The sequence below is a fragment of the Pseudomonas sp. R2-60-08W genome, assembly GCF_003852335.1.
In the GTDB taxonomy this organism is placed as follows: Bacteria; Pseudomonadota; Gammaproteobacteria; order Pseudomonadales; family Pseudomonadaceae; genus Aquipseudomonas.
This window is the reverse complement of record NZ_CP027731.1, coordinates 2,285,621-2,308,526: the sequence shown is the minus strand read 5'-3', so window position 1 is coordinate 2,308,526 and position 22,906 is coordinate 2,285,621. Positions and strand designations below refer to the sequence as shown.

Here is a 22,906-nt window from a genome sequence, read left to right as displayed (position 1 = left end):
TTCGTCAGGCGACGTAACATTTTGTTAAACCAACCCCTGAGGGGCCCATTCAAATTGTTCGACAGCGCAATCACGGATGTTTTCACGACAGGAGCAAGGCATGAAACGAACGATGAGTTATTGCCTGGCCTATTTCGCCAGCACTTTCTTATTAACCGGCTGCAACCTCGTGGTGTTCAATCCCAAGGGGCAGGTTGCAACCGATGAACGTGACCTGATTATCCTCGCCACGGGCCTGATGTTATTGGTGGTGGTGCCGGTGATCGTGCTGATGTTTGTATTCGCCTACCGCTACCGTGCCACCAATAAAAAGGCGCGTTACTCGCCACGCTGGGCCAGCTCCCACAAGATCGAAGCGGTGGTGTGGGGCGTGCCGCTGCTGATCATCATCGCCTTGGGCTGGGTGACCTGGAAAACCACCCACGCCCTCGACCCCTATCGCCCGCTCGACTCGGACACGCCGCCGATCAATGTGCAAGTGGTGGCCACTGACTGGAAGTGGCTGTTCATCTACCCCGACCTGGGTATCGCCAGCGTCAACGAACTGGCCCTGCCGGTGCACACGCCGGTGAGTTTCACCATCACGTCCGATGCGGCCATGACCTCCTTCTTCATCCCGGCGTTGGGCGGGCAGATCTACGCCATGGCCGGCATGCAGACCAAGCTGCACCTGATCGCCAACGAGACCGGCGAATTCAAGGGCATCGCCGCCAACTACAACGGCCCCGGTTTTTCCGACATGCATTTCTCCACCCTGTCGCTGAGCCCCGCCGACTTCCAAAGCTGGGTGAGCAAGGTCAAGGGCGCGGCAACGCCGCTGGACCAGACGAGCTATGCGCAATTGGCCAAGCCCACCATCAAGCACCCGGTGACCTACTACTCGGCGGTTCAGGAGCGGCTGTTCCTGGACATCGTCGATAAATACGAAGGCATGAACAAGGCCAATAAACCCAAGCGCGCACCCGTGAGCGGCGTTGAAACGCGCGCCGATCAACACCCGAGTCTGCTGGCTGAGGAGCGGTAACAATGTTCGGAAAACTGTCGTGGGACGCGATTCCAACCACTGAACCCATCGTGATGTACACCTTGGCCATTATCGGCCTGATCGGTGTGGCGATGGTGGGGACCATTACCTGGAAGCGCAAATGGGGCTATTTGTGGCGCGAGTGGTTCACCTCGGTGGACCATAAGAAGATCGGCTGCATGTACATCATCGTTGCACTGGTGATGCTGCTGCGCGGTTTTTCCGACGCGATCATGATGCGCACCCAGCAAGCCATGGCCGCCAGTGGCGGGCCGGGTTATCTGCCGCCGGAACACTACGACCAGATCTTCACCGCCCATGGCGTGATCATGATTTTTTTCGTGGCCATGCCCTTCGTGGTCGGCTTGATGAACGTTGTGGTGCCGTTGCAGATCGGCGCACGCGATGTGGCCTACCCGTTTCTCAACGCGCTGAGCTTCTGGCTGTTCGTGGCCGGTGCCGCGTTGGTCAACGTCTCACTGGGGATCGGTGAGTTTGCGCGAACCGGTTGGGTCGCCTACCCGCCGTTATCCGGGTTAGCGTACAGCCCCGGTGTGGGGGTGGATTACTACATCTGGTCCTTGCAGATATCCGGCATTGGCACGCTACTGACGGGGGTGAATTTCTTCGTCACGATTTTGAAGATGCGGACCCAAGGCATGACCCTGTTCAAGATGCCGGTGTTCACCTGGAATGCGCTCTGCACTTCGGTGTTGATCCTGGCGTCGTTTCCGATCCTGACCGCCACCCTGCTGATGCTGAGCCTGGATCGTTACCTGGGCATGCATTTCTTTACCAACGAAGCCGGCGGCAACCCGATGATGTACGTCAACCTGATCTGGGCCTGGGGGCATCCGGAGGTGTACATCCTGATCCTGCCAGCGTTCGGGGTGTTTTCGGAGGTTGCCGCCACGTTCAGCAGTAAACGGCTGTTCGGCTATGTGTCGCTGGTATGGGCAACGATCGCGATTACCGTGTTGTCGTTCATCGTGTGGCTGCACCATTTCTTCACCATGGGCGCGGGGGCCAACGTCAACGCGTTCTTCGGCATCATGACGATGATCATCGCCGTGCCGACCGGGGTGAAGATCTTCACCTGGCTGTTCACCATGTACCGTGGCCGAGTGCGCTTTGAAACCCCGATGCTGTGGACCATGGGCTTTATCGTGACCTTCAGCATCGGCGGGATGACCGGGGTACTGCTGGCAGTTCCCGGCGCCGACTTCCTGCTGCACAACAGCCTGTTCCTGATCGCGCACTTTCACAACGTGATCATAGGCGGCGCGGTGTTCGGCTACATGGCGGGCCTGACCTACTGGTTCCCCAAGGCCTTCGGCTTCCGCTTGAACGACAAGCTGGGACGCATCGCGTTCTGGTGCTGGTTGATCGGCTTCTACTTCGCCTTTATGCCGTCGTACGTGCTGGGCTTCATGGGCATGACCCGGCGCCTCAACCACTTCGACAACCCGGAATGGCGGCCCTGGTTGCTGCTGGAGTTGGTCGGGGTGGCGATCATCCTCTGCGGCGTGGCCGCTCAGGCACTGCAACTGTTCGTCAGCATCCGCAACCGCCACAGCCCCCAGTATCGCGACCTCACCGGCGATCCGTGGGACGGGCGCACGCTGGAGTGGGCCACCTCCTCTCCGCCGCCGCTGTACAACTTCGCCGAGCAACCCAAGGTTGACGACCTGGACGCCTATTGGGGCATGAAGGAGCGCGGCGTGAGCACCCTGAGCCACACCGACTATCGCAGCATCCATATGCCACGCAACACCGCGTCGGGCCTGGTTATCAGTGTGTTCGCGCTGATCTGCAGCTTCGCCCTGGTGTGGCATATCTGGTGGTTGGCGGCGTTCGGTCTGGTGGCGTCGGTGGTTGCGTTCGTGGTGCGCAGTTACGACGAAGACACTGACTACTTCGTGCCCGCAGAAGAGGTGGCGCGCATCGAAACGGCCCGTCTCAAAGACCTGGCAGAGGCTTGACTCTTATGTCCAATATCGTGATCGAAAAAGACATCGCCCACACCCACGAACAAGGGCATGAAGACGCCGGTTCCCTGAGCCTGTTCGGGTTCTGGATCTACTTGATGACCGACTGCATCCTGTTCGCGACCTTGTTCGCTGGCTATGCGGTGTTGCGCGACAGCGTGGCGGGCGGCCCTTCAAGTGCGGACATTTTCGAGCCGCCCTATGTGCTGGGTGAAACCATGCTGCTGCTCTTGAGCAGCATCACCTACGGCTACGCGATGCTGGCGATGAACCGTGGCCAGCAGTCCCAGGTTCTGCGCTGGCTGGGGCTCACCTTCGTGCTGGGCGCCGGGTTTATCGCTATGGAAATCAACGAATTCCATCAGTTGATTGCAGAGGGCCATGGGCCGGACCGCAGTGGCTTCCTGACCGCGTTCTTCACCCTCGTCGGCACCCACGGCGCGCACGTCCTGACGGGGTTGGTGTGGATGGCGGTGCTGATGGTGCAGGTGCACCAGCGTGGCCTGACCAGCACCAACGCCACCCGGCTCAGTTGCATGAGCCTGTTCTGGCATTTCCTGGACGTGGTGTGGATCTGCGTCTTTACCGTGGTCTATCTGTTGGGGGTGGTGTGACATGTACAAACAAAGTTCGGTTCACAGCAGCGCAGGTAGCAGCCATGGCAGCAGCCGCTCCTACCTGGTCGGCTTTCTGGTGTCGGTGCTGCTCACCCTGATCCCGTTCGCCATGGTGATGTTCCCGACACTGCCACGCACCACCACCGCCTGGCTGGTGGTGGCGCTGGGCACGATACAAATCGTGGTCCACTTGAAGTTCTTCCTGCATCTGGATACCGCCGAGGAGCAACGCTGGAACCTGATTGCGCTGATTTTCTCGGCGGTCATCATCCTTCTGCTGGTAGGACTTTCGCTATGGATCATGAACAGTATTCATCACAACATGCTGGCTCACTGAAACACTGGCTGGGGCTGTTCAATGTCGGGGTTCAACTGACCAAGCCGGGGATTATTTTCGGCAATCTCGCGTCGGTGCTGGGGGGCTACTTCCTCGCGGGCAGCGGCCATCTGGCGAATCCCGCCCACTTGCTGGCCACCCTGATTGGCACCGCACTGGTGATCGGCTGCGGCTGTGTCATCAACAATTGTGCCGACCGGGATATCGACCGACGCATGGTGCGTACCTGCCACCGCGCGCTGGCACTGCGCGCCATCAGCGTGCCCGCCGCCGTCAGCTACGCCATCGCCCTGGGTGTCACCGGCTTCGGTTTGCTGTGGGCTGGCAGCAATATGCTGGCCTGCACTCTGGCACTGGTTGGGCTGGTCGTTTATGCAGGCGTTTATACCTACTGGCTGAAGCGGCGCTCCCACTGGGCAACCCTGATTGGCAGCCTTTCCGGGGCAATGCCGCCGGTGATCGGGTATTGCGCGGTAAGCGGTCGGTTCGACGCCACGGCGATGCTGCTGGTGCTGGTGTTCTGCTGTTGGCAGATGCCTCACTCCCATGCCATCACCGTGATGCGTCGCGAGGACTTTCGCGCCGCGCGCTTGCCCCTGCTGAGCCTGCCCGAGGCCCACCGACAGATACACGCGTACATGCTGGCATTCCTCGCCAGCACCATGGCGCTGGGCGTGGTTGCGCAGATGAACGCCTTGTACTTCGCGCTGATGCTCGGGTTCTGCGGTTACTGGATGGCGCTCGCTGCCAGCGCCACGCGCCTGACGGACCCGCCTGGCTGGGCGCGCAGGGTATTTGGATGCTCGATTCTGCTGGTGCTGGTACTCAACCTGTCGCTGGCAGTACTCCGCTAACCGTGTCCGCTGTCCCCGTAGATCCGGCATCCAGCACCGCGCGGATTTTTCGGGGCAGGTCCGTGGGTTGATAGGGCTTTTGAATCAGCTCGAATTCATGCACCTGTATTTCCGCGCGCTCCAATGCGTCTTTTGCATAGCCGGTCGTGAGCAGGATCCTGACGTGCGGATACAAGCGCGAAACCTCACGGGCGAGTACCGCCCCATTCATCGCGCCCGGCATGATCAAGTCACTGAACACCAGGTCATACGGGACGCTCTGGAGCATGCTCAATGCTTCGGCGGCGGTGTGCGCGATGCCGGTCCGGTAACCGTAGTCAGACAAGATCACTTGCGCCAACTCGGCCACCTCGGGCCGGTCCTCTACAATCAGGATGTTCTCGTGGCCCTGCAGTGAGGCGGTGGCGGATGTTTGCTCGACCCAGGGCTGACTATCATCGGCCGGAAAGTACAGACGTATGGTGGTACCGACACCGGGATAGGAATGGATCCGCGCCGTGCCGCCCGATTGCTTGACGAAGCCATACACCATCGACAGTCCAAGGCCCGAGCCCTTGCCTTCTTCCTTGGTGGTGAAGAACGGCTGCATGACTTTATCCTGAATACCCTCGGTGATGCCGCTGCCATTATCTGACACCGAGATGCTGACGTAGCGGCCCTCGGCCAGGCCATCACGTTCAGCACCGACCTCGCCCGGCACCTGGATGTTGAGGGTTTTAACCGTCACTGCTGGCTCGCTGCACCCTTGCAATGCATCCTGGGCATTCGACAGCAAGTGCCGCACCGCCAGCTCTGCCTGGGCAGGGTCAATGCAGCAGTTCCACAGATCGTCGGCGAGTTCTATGTGCAGCTCGACGTCATGCAGTACGCTCCTGAAGTCGGGCCGACTCAACACGCTGTTCAGATTGATCACACGGCTGTCGAGCCGCTGCTTGCGCGAAAACGCCAGCAATTGCTGGGTCAGGGTTTGCGCTTTTTCAGCGGCCGCCCGGGCACGGCTGGCACTGTTGACGATGCGCTGCGGGTCGCTGCCGGGGCGCTTGGCGCTCTGCTGGATCAGCTCCAGGTACCCGACCATCACCTGCAGCAGGTTATTGAAGTCATGAGCGATGCCACCCGTCAGTTGCCCCAGCGCTTCAAGGTCCTGGACGCGGCGCACGCGCAGTTCCGCGTCGTGCCGCCGGCTCACGTCCAGCTGGGAGGCAAAAAAGTACACCAGTTGGCCGCGCTCGTTGAACAACGGCGAGATGAATATCTCATTCCAGAAGGTCGAGCCGTCCTTGCGGTAATTAAGCACCTCGACACAGGCCTCATGGTGGCCCTCAAGCGCACGCTGCACCTGCCGCAGAGCACTCTTGTCGGTTTCTGGCCCTTGCAGCAACCGGCAATTGCGTCCGATGACCTCGTCATGCTCAAACCCGGTCAGCGCAAGAAACGCCGGGTTGGCGAAGATGATCGGGTTGTCGGGCTGCGCGGGGTCGGTCACGATCATTGCACTGTGGCTGGCTTGCATGGCGGCGAAGAACAGATCTTTACGGTCGGAAGACAGCACCGCCAACGCCTCAGCGCCGACTGTGGGCTTTTTCTTTGTGTCCACGGTTCACCTCCAGATAAGTGGTGCGTGATCCATTGACCGTGAAAATGCAGCGGAGTGCGAGGCTGCGCCCAATCACGCGCGGCGCCGACGGGGCGCCGCGCGCAATCTCAGCGTTTGGCCTCTGTGTCGGGCGCTGCAGAGCGCTCCAGAAATGCCTGGGTGAGCTCGGGCAGATGCTCGAGCAGCCACTCGGCCATTGCAATTTCCTGGGGCAGGATCTTTTCGCAGGCCGCTTGTGTCTCGGCGTCTCCGGCTACTTTCGCGGCCGCTATGAGCGCCGTGTAGCTGGCAATCTCCATATTTTCGAACACATAGCCGGCCATCGCGCCCTTGATCACCTCGTCACTCATCAGTGAGCCACCAACCGCCTGCCCGAACGCCATCAATTTGCCGCCCATGTCTTTCAAGGTCGACGCGCTGCCGCCCAGGCGCGCCAGGCATTCATCAATGAGCGCCTGCTGGCCGAGAGTTTCCTGAATATGCTCGTCGATCCGGGCTTTGAGCTTCGGGTAATGTTCCAGTCGCTCCGATTGTGCCTTGAGCATTTTCTCGGCCTGTTGCTCCATGGCATGGGCATCGCGTAGCCAGTCGAGCAGGTTTTCCTGTGGGGTTGCCATCTTGTTACTCCTCTTCAAGCCAATAAAAAAGCCGCACGCCTCTGGGCGTGCGGCTGGCGCGCATCAAAGATCAGGCTTGGGCTGAAGGCCCGAGCCCAGGTCAGCGCCGGTGATGGGGTCGCTGGTAGGGTCGGAGGCCGTGCGGATTTTCATCGCGCTCAGCACTGCTTCGTCGTCAGCGTCCAACTGCACGCTGGCCGTGCCATCCCCGCCATCGACCGCAGGTTGCGGGCTCTCCACGAACTCCCATTCATCGCCCTGGTTCCAAGGACCACGCAGGTCTTCCGCGCCCTGGGACATGTTGTAGTACACCTGAGTGAACTCCGGCTTGCCTGGCAACTTGCCTTGGGGGAAATTCGGTTGAATTGAATGCAGAGCCTTTTCAAAGGACATCTGATGCGCAATTTCACGGGTCATCAGGAACCCGAGGGCATCTTTCACGCCTGGATCGTCGGTGACGTTCATCAGCCGTTCATAAACGATTTTGGCGCGTGCTTCGGCGGCGATATTGGAGCGCATATCCGCCGTGGGCTCACCGATGGTGTCGATGTAAGCCGCTGTCCAGGGCACCCCGGCCGAGTTGATCAGCGGCGCCCCCGCACCGTACAACAGGCTGGTGATGTGGGAATCATTGCCGGCGCCGTTGAGTGAGCGATACAACTCGCCCTCCTCCTCCACGCCTTCGGCCATTCGGCCCTTGGCGCCCTTGTTGAGCATCACAATGATCGAGCCGACGATCTCCAGGTGGCTGAGTTCTTCGGTGGCGATGTCCATCAACAGGTCTTTGCGCCCTGGATCGTCCTCAGCCAAGGCCTGGGTGAAATAACGGGATGCGGCCGCCAACTCACCTTGAGCGCCACCAAACTGTTCGAGCAAAAGGTTCGCCAGGCCTGGGTTAGGCTCGGCCACACGTACGGTGTATTGAAGTCGCTTGTTATGTAGAAACATCAACAAATCTCCTCAGGCATACTGAAAGTGGCGGCATCTCGTGGATGCGCGCCTACCTTTCATGGGAAGCGAGCGGCGCGTGAAAAATTTCAAAATTAATTTGCGCATCACGACGAGCGGTTAACCGTTGTACAACAAGCGAAACGGCGGCGCTGCTGCTCAGCTGGCATCATCCGCTTCTGGAACGGTGTCGATCCCGGGCGTGCCGTTAGGCGGCGTCACGGTGGCCTCGATAGCGGTCGCATGGCTGTCGGGGTGGTCCCAGTCAGTGGTTGCGTTTGGGTCTTCGTCACGTCCGGCGGTGCCGATCACGCAACCATCGTCATTCGGCTTATCGAGCGGTTCAACTGGTCGGCGCTGTGAGTTGGATGGGTCATGGTTCATGGCAAAAAATCTCCAGTTCACAAAGAGGGGGAACTTCGTTTGAGCCGGCCCATGGAGTTCAAGTGCAACGAAAAAGACGAATGGCGTGAGCGCTGTTATTGCCGGCATGCAGCAACGGGCAAAACTTATACGAAGCGGCGTTAAGACGGCGAACTTGTACAACTTTTCCGGCTTATCTGCCGTTCGTCGCCTGTTATAAAAATCAGTAAAACATTTCTGCTGGCGTCACTATCGGAATAGATGCCCGCTGCCATAACGGGCAACTAACGAAACGCTAACTTAGCGACTGGAGAACTGTCATGACCACAGGCAATAAAAACCCAGGCAACTTTGCCAACGATCGCGAAAAAGCATCCGAAGCAGGGAAAAAAGGCGGCCAATCGTCGGGCGGCAACTTCGCCAATGACCGTGACAAAGCGTCCGAGGCGGGCCGTAAAGGCGGGCAGAACAGCCATGGCGGCGGCCGGAAGTCGGGCTCTTGAGTGAGAGTGGAAGGGGCAGCCTCGCTGCCCCTTCAATTCACGCAATTGCCGTTCATTGCGCTGATCGTTTGAACTTCCTTGTTGGCGCGCACACAACGAGCCCTATGTCAGGCCAGGCATCGTTAGTTTGTCTGCGCACACTATTTTAATTAACAACTGTCACTGACTACTTGTTGCGCTGGCGTGTTGCTGCGACTCAGGAAAGTGCGAATAAAACATAGGCAGGCTTTTTATTTACCCCCCGTCACATCAAGGAACGTACCCGTAACGAACGATGCCTCTGCGCTGGCCAACCAAAGAATGGCCTGTGCCACTTCCTCCGGCTGACCGCCACGGCCCATGGGAATCGAATCCTTGACGCGATCGACCCGTCCCGGCTCGCCGCCGCTGGCGTGCATGTCGGTATAGATATGCCCTGGGCGAACACCGTTAACGCGTATGCCCTCCCGCGCGACCTCCTTGGCCAAGCCGATGGTAAACGTCTCCAGCGCGCCCTTTGACGCCGCATAGTCCACGTATTCGCCGGGGCTGCCGAGGCGCGCCGATGCCGAAGAAACATTGATCACCACGCCGCCCGGACCGTTGTGCCGGTAAGCCATGCGCTTCACCGCCTGCTGGGCACAGAGGATCGGCCCTATGGCATTGACCGCAAAGATGCGCTGCATGCGTTCGAAGCCCAGGTCTTCCAGGCGTGACTGAGTCGCCAGTACCCCGGCGTTATTGACCAGCACATCGATTCGCCCGAACGTACGGTCGATGGCGCTGAACAACTCGGCGACCTGTGCCGGGTCGGCACTGTCGGCCTGCATGGCCAAGGCTCGGCGCCCGAATGCTTCGACCTGCGCCACCACTGCGAGGGCCGCAGGCTGGTTGGCCACGTAGCTGATCGCGACATCGTAGCCTCTTGCGGCAGCCAGCCGGGCGGTGGCTGCGCCCACTCCGCGACTGCCACCGGTTATCAGAATAAGCGGTGCCTGTGAGACGTTAACCATTGAAATACCTCCTGAGCCGTCAGCCCTGTCAACCGATAATGAGGATGCCGCTGGCGATCACTGCGCACGCCAGGACCCGCCGTGCCGTGAGCGTCTCGCCGAGGAACAGGTAGCCGATCAACGCCGCGAACAACACACTGGTTTCGCGCAATGCCGACACCGCGCCCAACGGCGCTTCGTTCATGGCATAGATGACAATCCCATAGGCGAGCAACGAGACCAGCCCGCCGACCACAGCGGTCAGTGTGCCGGGCCGCACGCGGAACAAGCTGCGGGCGTCGCGCAGGCCGATGTACACCACTGGCATCAGCACGCCCCACAACGCGCACATCCACACCGTGTAGCCGAGCGGCGCGCCGGAGAGCCTGGCGCCAATGCCGTCAACCACGCTATAGGCGGCGATGAAGCAGCCAGTGCCCAGCGCATAGGGCAAGCTGGGCACCGACAGCCTGCGGCCTCGGAACGCCAGGGAAATAATCCCGCCTGACACCAGCGCAATACCGAACAACTCGCCGGGGGTGATGCTTTCGCCGGCGAAAACGGCAGCTCCAAGCGTGATCAGCACCGGCGACGAGCCACGGGATATCGGGTAGATCTGCCCGAGGTCACCGACTCGGTAACTGCGCACCAGAAACAGGTTGTAGCCCACATGCAGCAATGCCGACAGCAGCGCATAGCCCCAGCTTTCAATGGCGGGCGGCACCAGAAACGCAGCGGCGACGACGCAGGTGATCGCGATGGCGATGCACATCACCGTCATAGACCAGAGTCGATCAGCACCGCCACGCAGCAGTGCATTCCAACTGGCATGCAGCAGCGCGGCGAAAAGTACCAGGCAGATCAAATGAATAGGCATGCGCCATCCTAGCAATCCAACGCCCTGCCTTCAGCGAAGTCTCTTCATCGCAGCATGAGCAAATCCTCAGACCCGGCTCATTGCACTTTCAGCGCCTCACTGCTCAACCAACGGCGAAAGTTGACGATATGCGGCTGCGCTTCGATGCCCTTGGGGCACACGAAATAGTAGGCCAGTGGCGATGGGAACGGCACATCGAACAGCCGCACCAGGCGGCCATCGCTGATTTCGTTCTCCACATGCCGACTGCGCACCAACGCCACGCCGTGGCCGAGCAAGGCGGCCTCGACCGTCATGTTGGTGTCGCCAAACCTGACACTTTCCTTGAGCGGCGAAAAGGCCAGCCCGACACTGTCAAACCAGACCTCCCATTTCGGCGCCAGCTCGGCGCCGTCGCGGATCAGCAGCGGAAACTGCAACAGTTCTTCCGGGTTGCGCGGTGTACCCATACGCCGCAGCAATTCGGGGCTGGCCACCGGAAACACCTGCTCGCCAAACAAGAACTCTGTATGCAGCCCCGGGTAATTGCCCTTGCCCAGCCGGATCGCAACATCGGCCTGGTTGCCGGAAAAGTGGATGATGTCGTCCGTGGTGTGTAGCGACACCAACAGCTCGGGGTGCTGGCGAGCGAGGTTCGGCAAGCGTGGCAGCAGCCATTTCAACGCGAAGGAGTAGGTGGTGCTGACGCTCAGGCGCACCCTGCCTTTTTGCTCGCGCAGATCGCCGAGGGTCGCCTCCAGGCTCATGAAGAACTCCCGCACGATAGGCGCCAGCGTGGCCCCTGCCGCCGTGAGGCGTAATGCCTTGCCGCGTTCGAACAACTGCAGCCCCCACAACGCCTCCAGATGCCTGAGCTGATGGCTGACCGCGCTCTGGGTGACATGCAGTTCCTGCGCGGCCGCCGTAAAGGTCGGGTGCCGGGTGGCAACTTCAAACGCGCGCAGTGTGGCGGTCGGCGGCAGGTCTCTCATGGGCGGGTGTCCGGCGAGTGGTTGGAAAACGCTGAGCATGAGCGTTGGCTCATGTGAGTGGCAAGTGCAGCGCTTCTCTGCGTCGTCCATTCAAACCGAGGGCCGGTGAAGCGCAGAACGCGCCTACACAGCGCCTAACTTCCGTAAAAGCCTCAAGATGAAACGTATCAGCTCACCGAAAAACCTTAATTATGCATAAATGCATTTTTGTCCTTGACCCGAAGGATAGAGTCTTCTAAAGTCAAATCACTGTATATGAATACAGTATTTATCTACCTTCATGGACGAGGTTTACCTTATGAAAAGCATCACCGCGAAATTTGGCAAAACGCCCCATCAACCCAGCCTGTGGACCCGCGCCGATGCGCTGAAAGTCCGCGCAGACGACCCCACCACCACCCAGCCACTGGTGAGTGCCGACTTCCCGGTACTGAGCGACAAGGTGTTTATCTGGGACACCATGCCGCTGCGTGATATCGACGGCAACATCACCTCCGTCGATGGTTGGTCGGTGATCTTCACCCTGACCGCAGACCGCCACCCGACCGACCCGCAATACCTCGATCAGAATGGCAACTACGACATCACCCGCGACTGGAACGATCGCCATGGTCGGGCAAAGATGTACTACTGGTTTTCCCGCACCGGCAAGGACTGGAAACTCGGCGGCCGGGTCATGGCTGAAGGGGTTTCGCCCACCGTCCGCGAATGGGCTGGCACGCCGATCCTGTTGAACGAACAGGGTGAAGTGGACCTGTACTACACCGCAGTCACGCCAGGCGCGACCATCGTCAAGGTGCGTGGCCGCGTGGTGACCACCGAGCATGGCGTCAGCCTGGTGGGCTTCGAGAAGGTCAAGCCGCTGTTCGAGGCCGACGGCAAGATGTACCAGACCGAAGCGCAGAATGCGTTCTGGGGGTTCCGCGATCCGTGGCCGTTCCGCGACCCGAAGGACGGCAAGCTGTACATGCTGTTCGAGGGCAACGTGGCTGGCGAGCGTGGCTCGCACACAGTGGGTAAGGCGGAAATCGGCGATGTGCCGCCGGGCTATGAAGACGTCGGCAACTCGCGCTTCCAGACGGCTTGTGTCGGTATCGCTGTGGCCCGTGATGAGGATGGAGACGACTGGGAAATGCTGCCGCCGCTGCTGACCGCAGTCGGCGTCAATGACCAGACCGAACGTCCGCACTTCGTGTTCCAGGACGGCAAGTACTACCTGTTCACCATCAGCCACACCTTCACCTATGCCGACGGGGTAACCGGGCCAGACGGGGTGTACGGTTTTGTCGCAGACTCGCTGTTCGGCCCTTACGTGCCCTTGAACGGTTCCGGCCTGGTGCTGGGCAACCCGTCGTCCCAGCCCTTCCAGACCTACTCCCACTGCGTGATGCCCAACGGCCTGGTGACTTCCTTTATCGACAGCGTACCTACCGGCGAAAGCGGGACAACGATGCGTATCGGCGGCACCGAGGCACCAACGGTGGGCATCAAGATCAAGGGGCAGCAAACATTCGTAGTCGCCGAATATGACTACGGTTACATCCCACCGATGCTTGACGTCACCCTCAAGTAAAGCGCTACAGGGCTTTGAGGCAACGGGTTTGAGTTCGATGAGAACCCGTTGCTGATACGCCTGCCTCATTGCGAACTGGCGACAGGAATGTAGCCGGTTCGGATGAGGTCTTATCGCAGCGACGCTGACGGCTCCAGCATTTGCGTGGTAGGAAGATACCTTGATATTTCGATCACATCCGTACGCACGGCGGACGGTTGGCCAGCAGAATTGCGTGCGTAGCTGCACAACGTAATGGGAAGCTGTGATATTTCATAAGTAGCGCTGCCGTTGGCAAATGCATAGCGGACATCATCGATGTCTTGGCACAAAGCCCCTTGGGAAGTATCGACATAGAAGTAATGTTGGGTGAAGTCTGTGTGTTGGTCGTCCCAGTTGACGTTGTAGTTCAGGCTGATCTGAGGTGCGGGCGTTGGGGCGGTCAAGAAGACGGCGTGTGTGAAAACATTGTGAAGCAGCGCCGGCGTCAGCGGTTCGCTGCGGCTTTGTATCCCGATGATGCACAACACATGGGGACCCAACGCCGGTCCGATTTCTTGATTGATGTAACCCTCTGCCGAGGCGACGGCGCTGTAATAGCCGTTGGGGAATCGGCACTCCTTGACGTCGCGCACGGACTTGAATCGATAGAAGGGATCAAGGATCGAGAACCGGATATTCCAGGTGGGTCGAACACTCAGCCCCGTCGCGCCCTGCTGCAAATGCACATAGGGATTGAGCTTCCAGGGTTCTTCAAGGACAAGTTCGACGGATTTTAGCTGGCAGTTCAGCGTGTTATTCAAGAACCGGCCATCGACAAAACAATGATGAAGGTCGTTGGCTGGATAGCTGTAGTTGAATTTGGCCGCTTCACACGCGGAGGTATTCTGACAATTGCTGAGGATGTCCTTTTTGATGACAGCCGCGACCTTACTGACAATACCGGTGATTTCGTTGGTACGCCGGTCCAGCATCGGGCTCCCGGAACTCCCGTACTGAAGATCCTGGCAACGATTTTTGGTGGCGCCAGGAAATACACCGGGATGTTCGACAAAGCTGTTGGTTGCCGTTTCCTTGCACGCACTCATACGCAAGCCTTTTTCGCGAAACCCGCTCGGGGATCCGACATTTATTACCTCTCGTTCTCCTGCCTGCTGATGAGCTGCGAGCTTGAGTGGCACGATGCCTTTTGCAACGAGCGCGGCCAGTGAGGTATCGAGTTCAAGAATCGCCAGATCAGTACCGACCATACTGCTCCAATGCGCCTTTTTAATCAGAAAACTGCGGTGTTGCACGGGCGTATCGTGGAAATAATTAAACGTGATGTTCGCCTCTATGGCTTGGTTGATCGCGGCCGTGCCGTAGCTGAAATACACGCAATGCCCACTGGTCAATACATAAGCCGGGCCGACGGCTTTGTTCTGGCGGTCACGGGTGTCCAGGAGCACCGCATTGCAGCTTTGGCCGATTGCATTTTTCATCAGGCCAATTCCGGACCACAGCCCATACTGCTGGTCGTGGTTCTGCAAGGCTGCGGACGGGCCCTGATTGGTCAGTCCTTGCGCCAGATCTCTGCCATGGGATTGTCCGGGAATAAAGGGTGCAACAAGTAATAGAAGAGGGATAAAACAACGGGTCAGCATGAAGGCCTCGGTGTATAGCGACAGGTGTGTGTGTCGACTTTACCCAGCACTTCGAACTGCTGTGCCCTATCGGGTTGCTACAGTGAGCGACCGAAAAAATACGCCGGCGACTTCATCAATGCGCCCGCCCGCATTCGACGCCACTCGCACACTCACATATGCAAGGAGATGAAATCCACAAAACAGCGCAGCTTGGGCGTGATGAAGCGGTTTGGCGGCCACAGCACGCTGAAGTGAATGGTGCGGGTGACCTCTTCAGTCAGTACGGCCTGCAATGCTCCAGCCTCCAGAGCATCCTTCACGGCAAATTCCGGCAGGCATGCAATGCCTCGCCCCTCCATGGCGGCGTTGAAGAGCATGTCGATGTTGTTGCTGATCAGCACGGCCCGCAGGTCCTGCGCGCCGTTGTGAGCTTTGTCCGGTAGCGGCCAGCGCTCGAGCTTGCCGGTGGATGGCACCCGGTACAGCAAACAGTCATGGTTGCTCAAGTCGCCGGCATCCAGGGGCGCACCCTGGTTCTGGAAATAGGTCGGGGCGCCCACCAGCAGGAAACGGAAAGCACCCAAGCGTCGCGCCACTAGACGGGAGTCATTCAACTCACCGGTCCTGACCACCGCATCAAAGCCCTCCTCCACGACATCCACCAGTCGGTCGCTGAAATCCAGTTCCAGATGAATGTCCGGGTATCGCTTGGCAAAGCTGGATAACAACGTGAACAAGAACTGCCCGGCCAAGGGCAGGCTCACGCGCAGCGTGCCACGTGGCTCGCTGCTGGTGTTCGACAGCTCAAGTTCCGCCGCCTCCAGCTCATTGAGCACGCGCCGGCAGCGGTTCAGGAACAGCATGCCCTCCGCCGTCAGGTTGATGCTGCGGGTGCTGCGATGAAACAGCCTGACGCCCAGGCGCTGTTCCAGGCGCGCGATGCTTTTGCCAATCGCCGACGATGACACGCCCAATTGCCGGCCCGCGGCTACAAAGCTGCGAGTTTCGGCAACCTGCACGAAAACCGAGATTCCGCTGAGGTTGTCCACGCACTCTCCTTGAGTTCTGCGCCTTGAATTGCGGAACGAAACGTCCGATGTGTCCGGAATTCTAGCCTCTGTTTCCCCTGCCGTCTGCGCCCTAGCATGGCGACGTCTACTACCAGCAGGGAATCGCGAACATGACCGCCAAAGAAACCATTCAATTATCCAGCGCTATCGCCACCGACCCCATGCAGGCGCGAATCGACGCGGCACTGCACAGCGCCATCGAAGACAAGCGCCTGGTGGGGGCCGTCGTGCTGGTCGCCCGTCGCGGCGAAATCACCTATCGCAACGCCGTGGGGCTGGCTGATCGAGAGGCCGGTTTACCGATGCGCACCGACGCCTTGTTCCGTCTCTCCTCAGTCACCAAACCGATTACCTCCGCCGCCGCGCTGGCCTTGGTTGCCCAAGGCCGCATTGGCCTGGACGACCCCGTCGCCCGCTGGCTACCGGAATTTCAGCCATCCCTGGTGGACGGTTCCCGCGCGTCGATCACCGTACGCCACTTGCTCAGCCATACAGCCGGCCTGGGTTACGGCTTCCTCGAAGCCAAAGGTGGCGGCGCCTATGCGCGTGCTGGTGTGTGTGACGGGCTGGAAAACGCGCCGCTGACGCTGGAAGAAAACATCCGGCGACTGGCGACCGCGCCGCTGCTGTACCGTCCTGGCGCCGACTGGGGGTATTCGATAGCCACCGATGTGTTGGGCGCACTCATTGCCAGGGTGTGTGACAGCAGCTTGGCCGACGCGATCAACCAATTGGTGTGCGAGCCGCTCGGCCTGTCCGATACCCGTTTCAACGTGGTCGACACGTCTCGCCTGACGGCCGCCTATCTCAATGCGGATCCTGCCCCACGACGCATGAACGGCGTGGAAGTGATCGAGGTTTTCGAAAACACCGCGGGCATCCGCATGGACGCGGACCGTGCCCTTGACGACAGCGCCTACCCTTCAGGCGGCTCCGGCATGATCGGCTCCGCCGAGGAATTCCTGACGCTGCTCGAAACCCTGCGCCAGGGGGGTGGCGCGCTTATGCCAGCGAACCTGGCCAAGGAAATGGGGACCGTCCAGACCGGCGATTTGGAACTGGCCAATTGGCCAGGACGCGGTTTCGGCCTGGGGTTCACCGTACTGACCGATCCGCAAGCAGCGCAGGTGCCGGAGTCAGCGGGCACCTGGCGCCTGGGAGGAGCGTTTGGTCATTCCTGGTTCGTCGACCCGGCACAGCAGCTGTCCGTGGTGGCGTTCACCAATACCGCCTTCGAAGGCATGTTCGGCCAATTCACCGTTGATCTGTGCAACGCCGTCTATGGCGTTTGAATAACGCAGAACCTGCGTTGCGATAAAGAGACATGACGAGAAGACCGGCTTGAAGGCCGGCCTTCATGCGAATGCCATTTGAGTTGTTCAGTTTTGTTTTGGCTACCTGCCCATGGAATTGACCAGGCACCTCGAACCTCGACCGTGCCGCGGATCTTTATTGAAAGGTATCGACTCATGACGCATTCAAGCCTGTATCACAACTACACCCATGTGCGCCTGGACTCCCTGACAGGATTTCGCTTTGTCGCAGCGGCGCTGGTGTTCTTCTTCCATGCCTCACTGACGAAAATCATCGGATTCAATCCATTTGCCGACCAAGACATCATCGCCGGCTTCCAGCGGTTGTTCAGCGTGGGCGGTTGGATCGGGGTGTCGTTTTTTTTCGTGCTCAGTGGTTTCGTCATTACCTGGTCGGCCCGCCAGAACGATACGCTCGGGGCCTTCTGGCGCCGGCGCCTGGTCAAGATCTACCCCAACCATCTGGTCACTTTCGCCCTGGCGATGATCCTGTTCGCCGTACCGCTGACGGCCGTCAGCGCCTGGTTGCCCAACTTGCTCCTGATTCATGCCTGGGTGCCGGACATGTCGGTGTTCCTGAGTGTCAACGGGCCGTCCTGGTCGTTGTGTTGCGAATTGGTTTTCTACCTGGCGTTCCCATTTCTTTTGCGCGCGTTGTGGAAAGTTCCTGCAGATCGGCTCTGGCCGATCGCAGGCCTGGTGGTTTGCGCGATGGCGGCGACACAGTGGCTCATCGCCGAGTTTGTCACCGGCGCGCCGCAAATCGTCGAATACCCGATCGCCTTGAATCAATGGTGGCTGGCCTACTACTTTCCACCGCTGCGGCTGTTCGAGTTCGTTATCGGGATGTTGATGGCACGGATCCTGATGGCCGGACGTTGGCCGGCCATACCGGTCGCGCCAGCCCTGGCCTTGATGGCAGCGGCGTATTTCGTCGCGGGTGAAATGCCCTTTATCTACAGCCTGACACTCACCACCGTCATCCCGATCGCCTTCCTGATCACCAGCCTGGCTGCCGCCGATGTCGCGCAACGCAGCTCCTGGTTTCGTCACCCGCGCATGGTCTGGCTGGGGGAGATTTCGTTCGGTTTCTACATGATCCATCTGTTGATCATGATGTGCGTGACCTCGCTGCTGGACGGACAACGTTTCGCTATTGCTCCGGCCTTTCTCATTCTTGCCGCCACGTTCTGTCTGTCGCTCTTGGGTGGCTGGCTGCTTTTCGCATGCGTTGAGCGGCCCGCCATGAGGCGCTGGGGCAAGGCGGCCCCCCTTGAGCGGCCATTGGGCGTCCCTCAGCTCTGATTTTCCCCATTAGAAAGGATGCTTGCCATGTCTTCGTTTATTCGCAAGTTAACCCGCGTGCCCGCTTGGGCCCTGGGCGTATTGGTGCTGACGGCCATTGCCGGGTTGGCGATCAGCACGCGCTCGCCGGTTGCCCAGGCAAAGACCGAACCCGCGCCGCTGCCGCAAGTGCAGGTGATGGCCGCGGTCAAGCGTGATGTCGTCGACTGGCACAGCTACACCGGCCGATTGGTTGCTACCGATACCGTGATCATCAAGCCTTTGGTGGCAGGCACGCTCGTCAGCGTACATTTCAAGGACGGAGCGCTGCTGCGCAAAGGCGACCTGATGTTCGAGATCGACCCTCGGCCGTATGCGGCGACGCTGCAGCAAGCCCAAGCCGCGCTGGTGGCTGCCAGGTCGATGAGTCTGTTTGCTCAGAAAGAACTGCAGCGCTATGAGCACTTGATTACCAGCAATGCCATCGCCAAAACCGACCTGGACAAGCGCGTACAGAGCGCCAACGAAGCCCAGGCCATGGTGAATGAAGCCCAGGCCAGGGTCGAGTTGGCACGGCTCGATCTGGAGCACACGCGCATCCTCGCACCGTTCGATGGCCGAGCCTCGCGCGTGGAGGTGACGCCGGGAAATATCGTCGATGTAGGGGAACGCTCCACAGCCCTGACGAACCTGGTATCGATCTCGCCAATCTATGCCGACTTCGAGGTGGATGAGCAGACCTTCCTGCGCTACCTGGGCAACCGCCCGGCCGGCGATTCGATCCCGGTGATGCTGGGATTGGCCCACGAGGAAGGCTACCCACGCAAAGGAAGCCTGAGTTCACTGGACAACCGGCTGGACACCCGGTCAGCCACCATCCGGGTCAGGGCCAGTTTCGACAACCGCAATGGGGAACTGCGCCCGGGCCTTTTTGCCAGGGTTCTCCTGCCGAGCAGTGCCAGCCGCTCCGCCACCCTGGTCGAGGACAGCGCCATCGGCACCGACCAGGACAAGAAGTACGTGCTCGTGGTCAACGCCGAGGGGCGCGTCCAGTACCGTCAGGTCAAGCCTGGGATACGCCAGGGTGCGCTACGCGTCATTGACCAAGGCATCGAACCTGAGGAACAAGTGGTGGTGAGTTCCTTGCACCTGGCGACACCGGGCACTCAAGTCGCCCCCGTACGCGCGCCGTCACAACCACAGGCGGCGCAGTGATGAATATTTCCGGATTTTTTATCGACCGTCCGATTTTTTCAGGCGTTCTCAGCGCCCTGGTATTGCTCGCCGGCCTGCTCTCGCTGACGCGGCTGCCCGTGTCGGAGTACCCCGACGTGGTGCCGCCATTGGTCGTGGTGAACGCCCAATATCCGGGCGCCAATCCCAAGGTGGTGGCTGAAAGCGTCGCCGCACCGCTGGAAGAGCGCATCAATGGCGTGGAGGGCATGCTGTATATGCAATCCCAGACCAACAGTGATGGTACGTTGGCGATCAACGTGACATTCGCCTTGGGCACCGACCCTGACAAGGCCCAGCAACTGGTGCAGAACCGCGTTTCGGAAGCATTGCCGCGCCTGCCGGCCGATGTACTGAGCTTGGGCGTCACCACCAGCAAGTCGTCGTCGACTCAGACACTGGCGATCCACCTGGTGTCACCCGGCAACGAATACGACGCCAACTACCTGCGCAATTACGGCATTCTGAATATCAAGAGCCAGCTCGAACGCATCCCCGGTGTCGGCGAGGTGCGCATCTGGGGCGGCGGCGACTATGCCATGCGTATCTGGATCAACCCCGACAGCGTGGTGCAGCGGGGGCTCACTGCCGGCGAAGTGGTCCAGGCAATCCGCGAGCAGAACATCCAGGTCGCGGCCGGCGTGATTGGTGCTTCGCCCATGCGGGCCGGCGTCCCGCTTCAGCTCTCGGTCAATGCCCAGGGACGGCTGAAAACCGAAGAGGAGTTCGGCAACATCGTCGTCAAGACAGTGCCTGATGGGGCTGTGACCTATTTGCGTGATGTGGCCCGGATCGAACTGGCGGCCTCGACCTACGCGCTTCGCTCGCTGGTGGACGGGCAGCCGGCAGTGGGCTTCGGGGTCTTCCAGATGGCAGGCGGCAACGCGCTGGACATCTCTGCCCGCGCCCGTGAAATCATGGCTGAAGCCAAATCAGATATGCCGGCAGGCGTCGATTACAAGATTGTTTTCGACCCGACTCAGTTCGTTCGCTCCAGCATCGATGCGGTGATCACGACCCTGTTCGAAGCCATTGTACTGGTGGTGCTGGTGGTCATCGTATTCCTGCAAACCTGGCGCGCGTCCGTCATACCACTGCTGGCAGTGCCGATATCCATCGTGGGCACCCTGGCATTTTTGCTGGCGTTTGGTTTTTCCATCAACGCGTTGTCACTGTTTGGCCTGGTATTGGCCATCGGCATCGTCGTGGACGACGCAATCGTGGTGGTGGAAAACGTCGAACGCAATATCTCTCAGGGATTAACGCCGCATCAGGCAACGCACAAGGCGATGACAGAGGTCAGCAAACCGATCATCGCCATTACCCTCACGCTGGTCTGCGTGTTCATTCCATTGGCGTTCATGCCCGGTCTCTCGGGCGGTTTCTACCGCCAGTTCGCGTTGACCATCGCCATTTCCACCGTGATTTCGGCATTCAATTCACTGACCTTGTCCCCCGCCCTTTGCGCTCTGCTGCTCAAGCCGCACGGCGCCCCGAAGGATATGCTGGAGCGCGGCATCGACAAGGTGCTGGGGCGTTTTTTCAGGGGGTTCAATCGCCGCTTCAAGCGGGCCGAAGACCGCTATGGCGCCGGCGTGCGTGGAGTTCTGGCGCGTAAGGGCAGGACGCTGGCGTTATTCGGCGTTCTGCTGGGTGCCTGCGTATGGCTCAGCCACACGTTGCCAACGGGGTTCGTTCCAGCCCAGGACAAAGAGTTCCTGGTGGGCTTCGCCCAATTACCCGCCGCAGCCTCTCTGGATCGCACCGAGCAGGTCATCCAGCAAATGAACGATATCGCGCTCAAACACCCTGGCGTTGCGCATACCCTTGAGTTTCCCGGCATGTCCGTCAACGGCCTGATGAACTCTTCCAGCTCGGGCATCATCTTCGTGATTCTCAAACCTTTTGCCGAACGTTCCGGCAAGGCGCTGGGGGCGAACCAGATCGCGGCGGACCTCAATCGCCAATTCAGCGCTATTGCCCAATCGTTCACGGCTGTTTTCCCGCCGCCGCCCGTCCTGGGACTGGGCACCCTTGGCGGTTTCAAATTGCAAATCGAAGACCGGGCGAGCCTGGGTTATGTCGCACTCGACAGCGCGGTCAAGGCCTTCATGAGCGAGGCCGCCAAGGCACCGGAGCTGGGGCCGCTGTTCTCCAGCTACCAGATTAACGTGCCCCAGCTGGATGTTGATCTGGACCGGGTCAAAGCCAAGCAGCTCGGTGTCTCGGTGACGGACGTGTTCGAGACCCTGCAGATTTACCTGGGTTCGTTGTATGTCAATGATTTCAATCAGTTCGGACGTGTCTACCAAGTCCGTGCGCAGGCGGATGCGGCGTTCAGGGCCAACCCGGAAGACATCACGCGCTTGAAGGTACGCAATACATACGGCGACATGGTGCCGCTGTCGACATTGCTGTCGGTCAAGCCAGGTTACGGCCCGGAAATGGTCGTGCATTACAACGCGTTCACAGCGGCAGACGTCAACGGCGCGCCCGCCCCAGGTTACTCTTCGGGCCAGGCAGAAGCGGCCATCGAGCGCATCGCCCGGCAGACCCTGCCTCAGGGCATACGCATGGAATGGACCGACCTGACCTACCAGCAGCGGCTGGCCGGTGACGCGACAGGCTGGGTACTGGCAGTCAGCACATTGCTGGTATTCCTGGTGCTGGCGGCCTTGTATGAAAGCCTTTTGTTGCCGCTGGCGGTAATCCTGATCGTGCCAATGGGTGTGCTCTCGGCGTTGGCGGGCGTCTGGCTGACCGGAGGCGACAACAATATCTTCACCCAGATCGGCCTGATGGTGCTGGTGGGCCTGGCGTCGAAGAACGCCATCCTGATCGTCGAATTTGCACGGGATCTGGAGAGCCAGGGCCATACCCCACAGAGCGCCGCCTGGGAGGCCAGCAAACTGAGGCTTCGACCGATCCTGATGACCTCGATCGCCTTCGTCATGGGGGTCGTCCCTTTGGTGATTTCCACCGGTGCCGGTGCGGAAATGCGCCAGGCAATGGGCATCGCGGTGTTCTTCGGCATGTTGGGCGTGACCGCATTCGGGCTCATCTTCACCCCGCTCTTCTATGTGCTGGTTCGCAGTGTCGGCCGCCGTGTGCGCCAGGGCCAATCGATGTTCATTGCGGACACATCTATCCGTTAATACCGGA

At 59.9% G+C, this 22,906-nt stretch carries 20 protein-coding genes; 11 read left to right on the top strand and 9 right to left on the bottom strand.

The genetic code is table 11. The annotated features are described in order from the left end of the window. The first annotated feature begins 100 nt into the window (after positions 1–100). Genes cyoA through cyoE form a run of 5 tightly spaced genes read left to right on the top strand, consistent with a single transcriptional unit; the run spans position 101 to position 4,820 of the window. The gene (cyoA, locus tag C4J90_RS10645) at positions 101–1,024 is read left to right on the top strand and encodes a ubiquinol oxidase subunit II (RefSeq protein WP_256658950.1); all 924 of its coding nucleotides are present in this window, start codon (positions 101–103) and stop codon (positions 1,022–1,024) included. Positions 1,025–1,026: 2 nt separating this feature from the next. Next, on the top strand, positions 1,027–3,006 hold the full coding sequence (cyoB, locus tag C4J90_RS10640) for a cytochrome o ubiquinol oxidase subunit I (protein WP_124419720.1): 1,980 nt from the start codon (positions 1,027–1,029) through the stop codon (positions 3,004–3,006). A gap of 5 nt (positions 3,007–3,011) precedes the next feature. Beyond that, positions 3,012–3,626 carry a cytochrome o ubiquinol oxidase subunit III gene (cyoC, locus tag C4J90_RS10635; RefSeq protein WP_124419719.1) on the top strand — a complete coding sequence of 205 codons (615 nt, stop codon included), beginning with the start codon at positions 3,012–3,014 and terminating at the stop codon, positions 3,624–3,626. 1 nt (position 3,627) lies between these two features. Next, positions 3,628–3,966, top strand: coding sequence for a cytochrome o ubiquinol oxidase subunit IV (gene cyoD, locus C4J90_RS10630; protein WP_124419718.1), 339 nt, complete (start codon positions 3,628–3,630; stop codon positions 3,964–3,966). Next, positions 3,924–4,820, top strand: coding sequence for a heme o synthase (cyoE, locus tag C4J90_RS10625; protein WP_124419717.1), 897 nt, complete (start codon positions 3,924–3,926; stop codon positions 4,818–4,820). The genes cyoD and cyoE overlap by 43 nt, the downstream gene beginning before the upstream one ends. Here cyoE and C4J90_RS10620 read toward each other — a convergent pair. The 4 genes from C4J90_RS10620 to C4J90_RS10605 all read right to left on the bottom strand — a co-directional run bounded on the left by C4J90_RS10620 (position 4,792) and on the right by C4J90_RS10605 (position 8,366). Beyond that, positions 4,792–6,417, bottom strand: a complete 1,626-nt coding sequence (locus C4J90_RS10620; RefSeq protein WP_124419716.1) for a histidine kinase famiy protein — start codon at positions 6,415–6,417, stop codon at positions 4,792–4,794. The genes cyoE and C4J90_RS10620 overlap by 29 nt on opposite strands. Before the next feature lie 107 nt (positions 6,418–6,524). Further along, positions 6,525–7,034, bottom strand: coding sequence for a ferritin-like domain-containing protein (locus C4J90_RS10615; RefSeq protein WP_124362333.1), 510 nt, complete (start codon positions 7,032–7,034; stop codon positions 6,525–6,527). 63 nt (positions 7,035–7,097) lie between these two features. Continuing rightward, a complete protein-coding gene (locus tag C4J90_RS10610) occupies positions 7,098–7,982 on the bottom strand; it encodes a manganese catalase family protein (protein WP_124419715.1) in 885 nt (294 codons plus the stop codon). Between the two features lie 159 nt (positions 7,983–8,141). Beyond that, positions 8,142–8,366 (bottom strand): hypothetical protein, encoded by a 225-nt coding sequence (locus tag C4J90_RS10605; RefSeq protein ID WP_124419714.1) that lies wholly within the window; start codon positions 8,364–8,366, stop codon positions 8,142–8,144. Between the two features lie 299 nt (positions 8,367–8,665). On the opposite strand from C4J90_RS10605, the gene C4J90_RS10600 reads away from it, so the two are divergent. After that, complete coding sequence (locus C4J90_RS10600) at positions 8,666–8,848, top strand: general stress protein (protein WP_124366593.1); 183 nt, start codon at positions 8,666–8,668, stop codon at positions 8,846–8,848. A 230-nt stretch (positions 8,849–9,078) separates the two neighbouring features. Here C4J90_RS10600 and C4J90_RS10595 read toward each other — a convergent pair whose 3' ends face one another. The 3 genes from C4J90_RS10595 to gcvA all read right to left on the bottom strand — a co-directional run bounded on the left by C4J90_RS10595 (position 9,079) and on the right by gcvA (position 11,667). Then, the gene (locus tag C4J90_RS10595; RefSeq protein WP_124414370.1) at positions 9,079–9,840 is read right to left on the bottom strand and encodes an SDR family oxidoreductase; all 762 of its coding nucleotides are present in this window, start codon (positions 9,838–9,840) and stop codon (positions 9,079–9,081) included. A gap of 28 nt (positions 9,841–9,868) precedes the next feature. Then, the gene (locus tag C4J90_RS10590) at positions 9,869–10,696 is read right to left on the bottom strand and encodes a DMT family transporter (protein ID WP_124419713.1); all 828 of its coding nucleotides are present in this window, start codon (positions 10,694–10,696) and stop codon (positions 9,869–9,871) included. A gap of 77 nt (positions 10,697–10,773) precedes the next feature. Further along, the gene (gene gcvA / locus C4J90_RS10585) at positions 10,774–11,667 is read right to left on the bottom strand and encodes a transcriptional regulator GcvA (RefSeq protein ID WP_124419712.1); all 894 of its coding nucleotides are present in this window, start codon (positions 11,665–11,667) and stop codon (positions 10,774–10,776) included. 298 nt (positions 11,668–11,965) lie between these two features. Between gcvA and C4J90_RS10580 the strand changes: the two genes are divergently transcribed. Next, complete coding sequence (locus C4J90_RS10580; protein ID WP_124362326.1) at positions 11,966–13,240, top strand: glycoside hydrolase family 68 protein; 1,275 nt, start codon at positions 11,966–11,968, stop codon at positions 13,238–13,240. A gap of 110 nt (positions 13,241–13,350) precedes the next feature. Here C4J90_RS10580 and C4J90_RS10575 read toward each other — a convergent pair whose 3' ends face one another. Both C4J90_RS10575 and C4J90_RS10570 read right to left on the bottom strand, forming a co-directional pair. Continuing rightward, positions 13,351–14,862 carry a serine protease gene (locus tag C4J90_RS10575; protein ID WP_124419711.1) on the bottom strand — a complete coding sequence of 504 codons (1,512 nt, stop codon included), beginning with the start codon at positions 14,860–14,862 and terminating at the stop codon, positions 13,351–13,353. 152 nt (positions 14,863–15,014) lie between these two features. After that, positions 15,015–15,893 carry a LysR family transcriptional regulator gene (locus tag C4J90_RS10570; RefSeq protein ID WP_124362324.1) on the bottom strand — a complete coding sequence of 293 codons (879 nt, stop codon included), beginning with the start codon at positions 15,891–15,893 and terminating at the stop codon, positions 15,015–15,017. 131 nt (positions 15,894–16,024) lie between these two features. Here C4J90_RS10570 and C4J90_RS10565 point away from each other — a divergent pair, with 131 nt between their 5' ends. From C4J90_RS10565 to C4J90_RS10550, 4 genes are all read left to right on the top strand, one after another. Then, on the top strand, positions 16,025–17,206 hold the full coding sequence (locus C4J90_RS10565; RefSeq protein ID WP_124362323.1) for a serine hydrolase: 1,182 nt from the start codon (positions 16,025–16,027) through the stop codon (positions 17,204–17,206). A 144-nt stretch (positions 17,207–17,350) separates the two neighbouring features. Further along, on the top strand, positions 17,351–18,532 hold the full coding sequence (locus C4J90_RS10560) for an acyltransferase (protein ID WP_256658948.1): 1,182 nt from the start codon (positions 17,351–17,353) through the stop codon (positions 18,530–18,532). A 27-nt stretch (positions 18,533–18,559) separates the two neighbouring features. Beyond that, a complete protein-coding gene (locus C4J90_RS10555; RefSeq protein ID WP_124419710.1) occupies positions 18,560–19,726 on the top strand; it encodes an efflux RND transporter periplasmic adaptor subunit in 1,167 nt (388 codons plus the stop codon). Next, positions 19,726–22,899 carry an efflux RND transporter permease subunit gene (locus tag C4J90_RS10550; protein WP_124419709.1) on the top strand — a complete coding sequence of 1,058 codons (3,174 nt, stop codon included), beginning with the start codon at positions 19,726–19,728 and terminating at the stop codon, positions 22,897–22,899. Before C4J90_RS10555 ends, C4J90_RS10550 begins: the two co-directional genes overlap by 1 nt. Positions 22,900–22,906 lie beyond the last annotated feature (7 nt).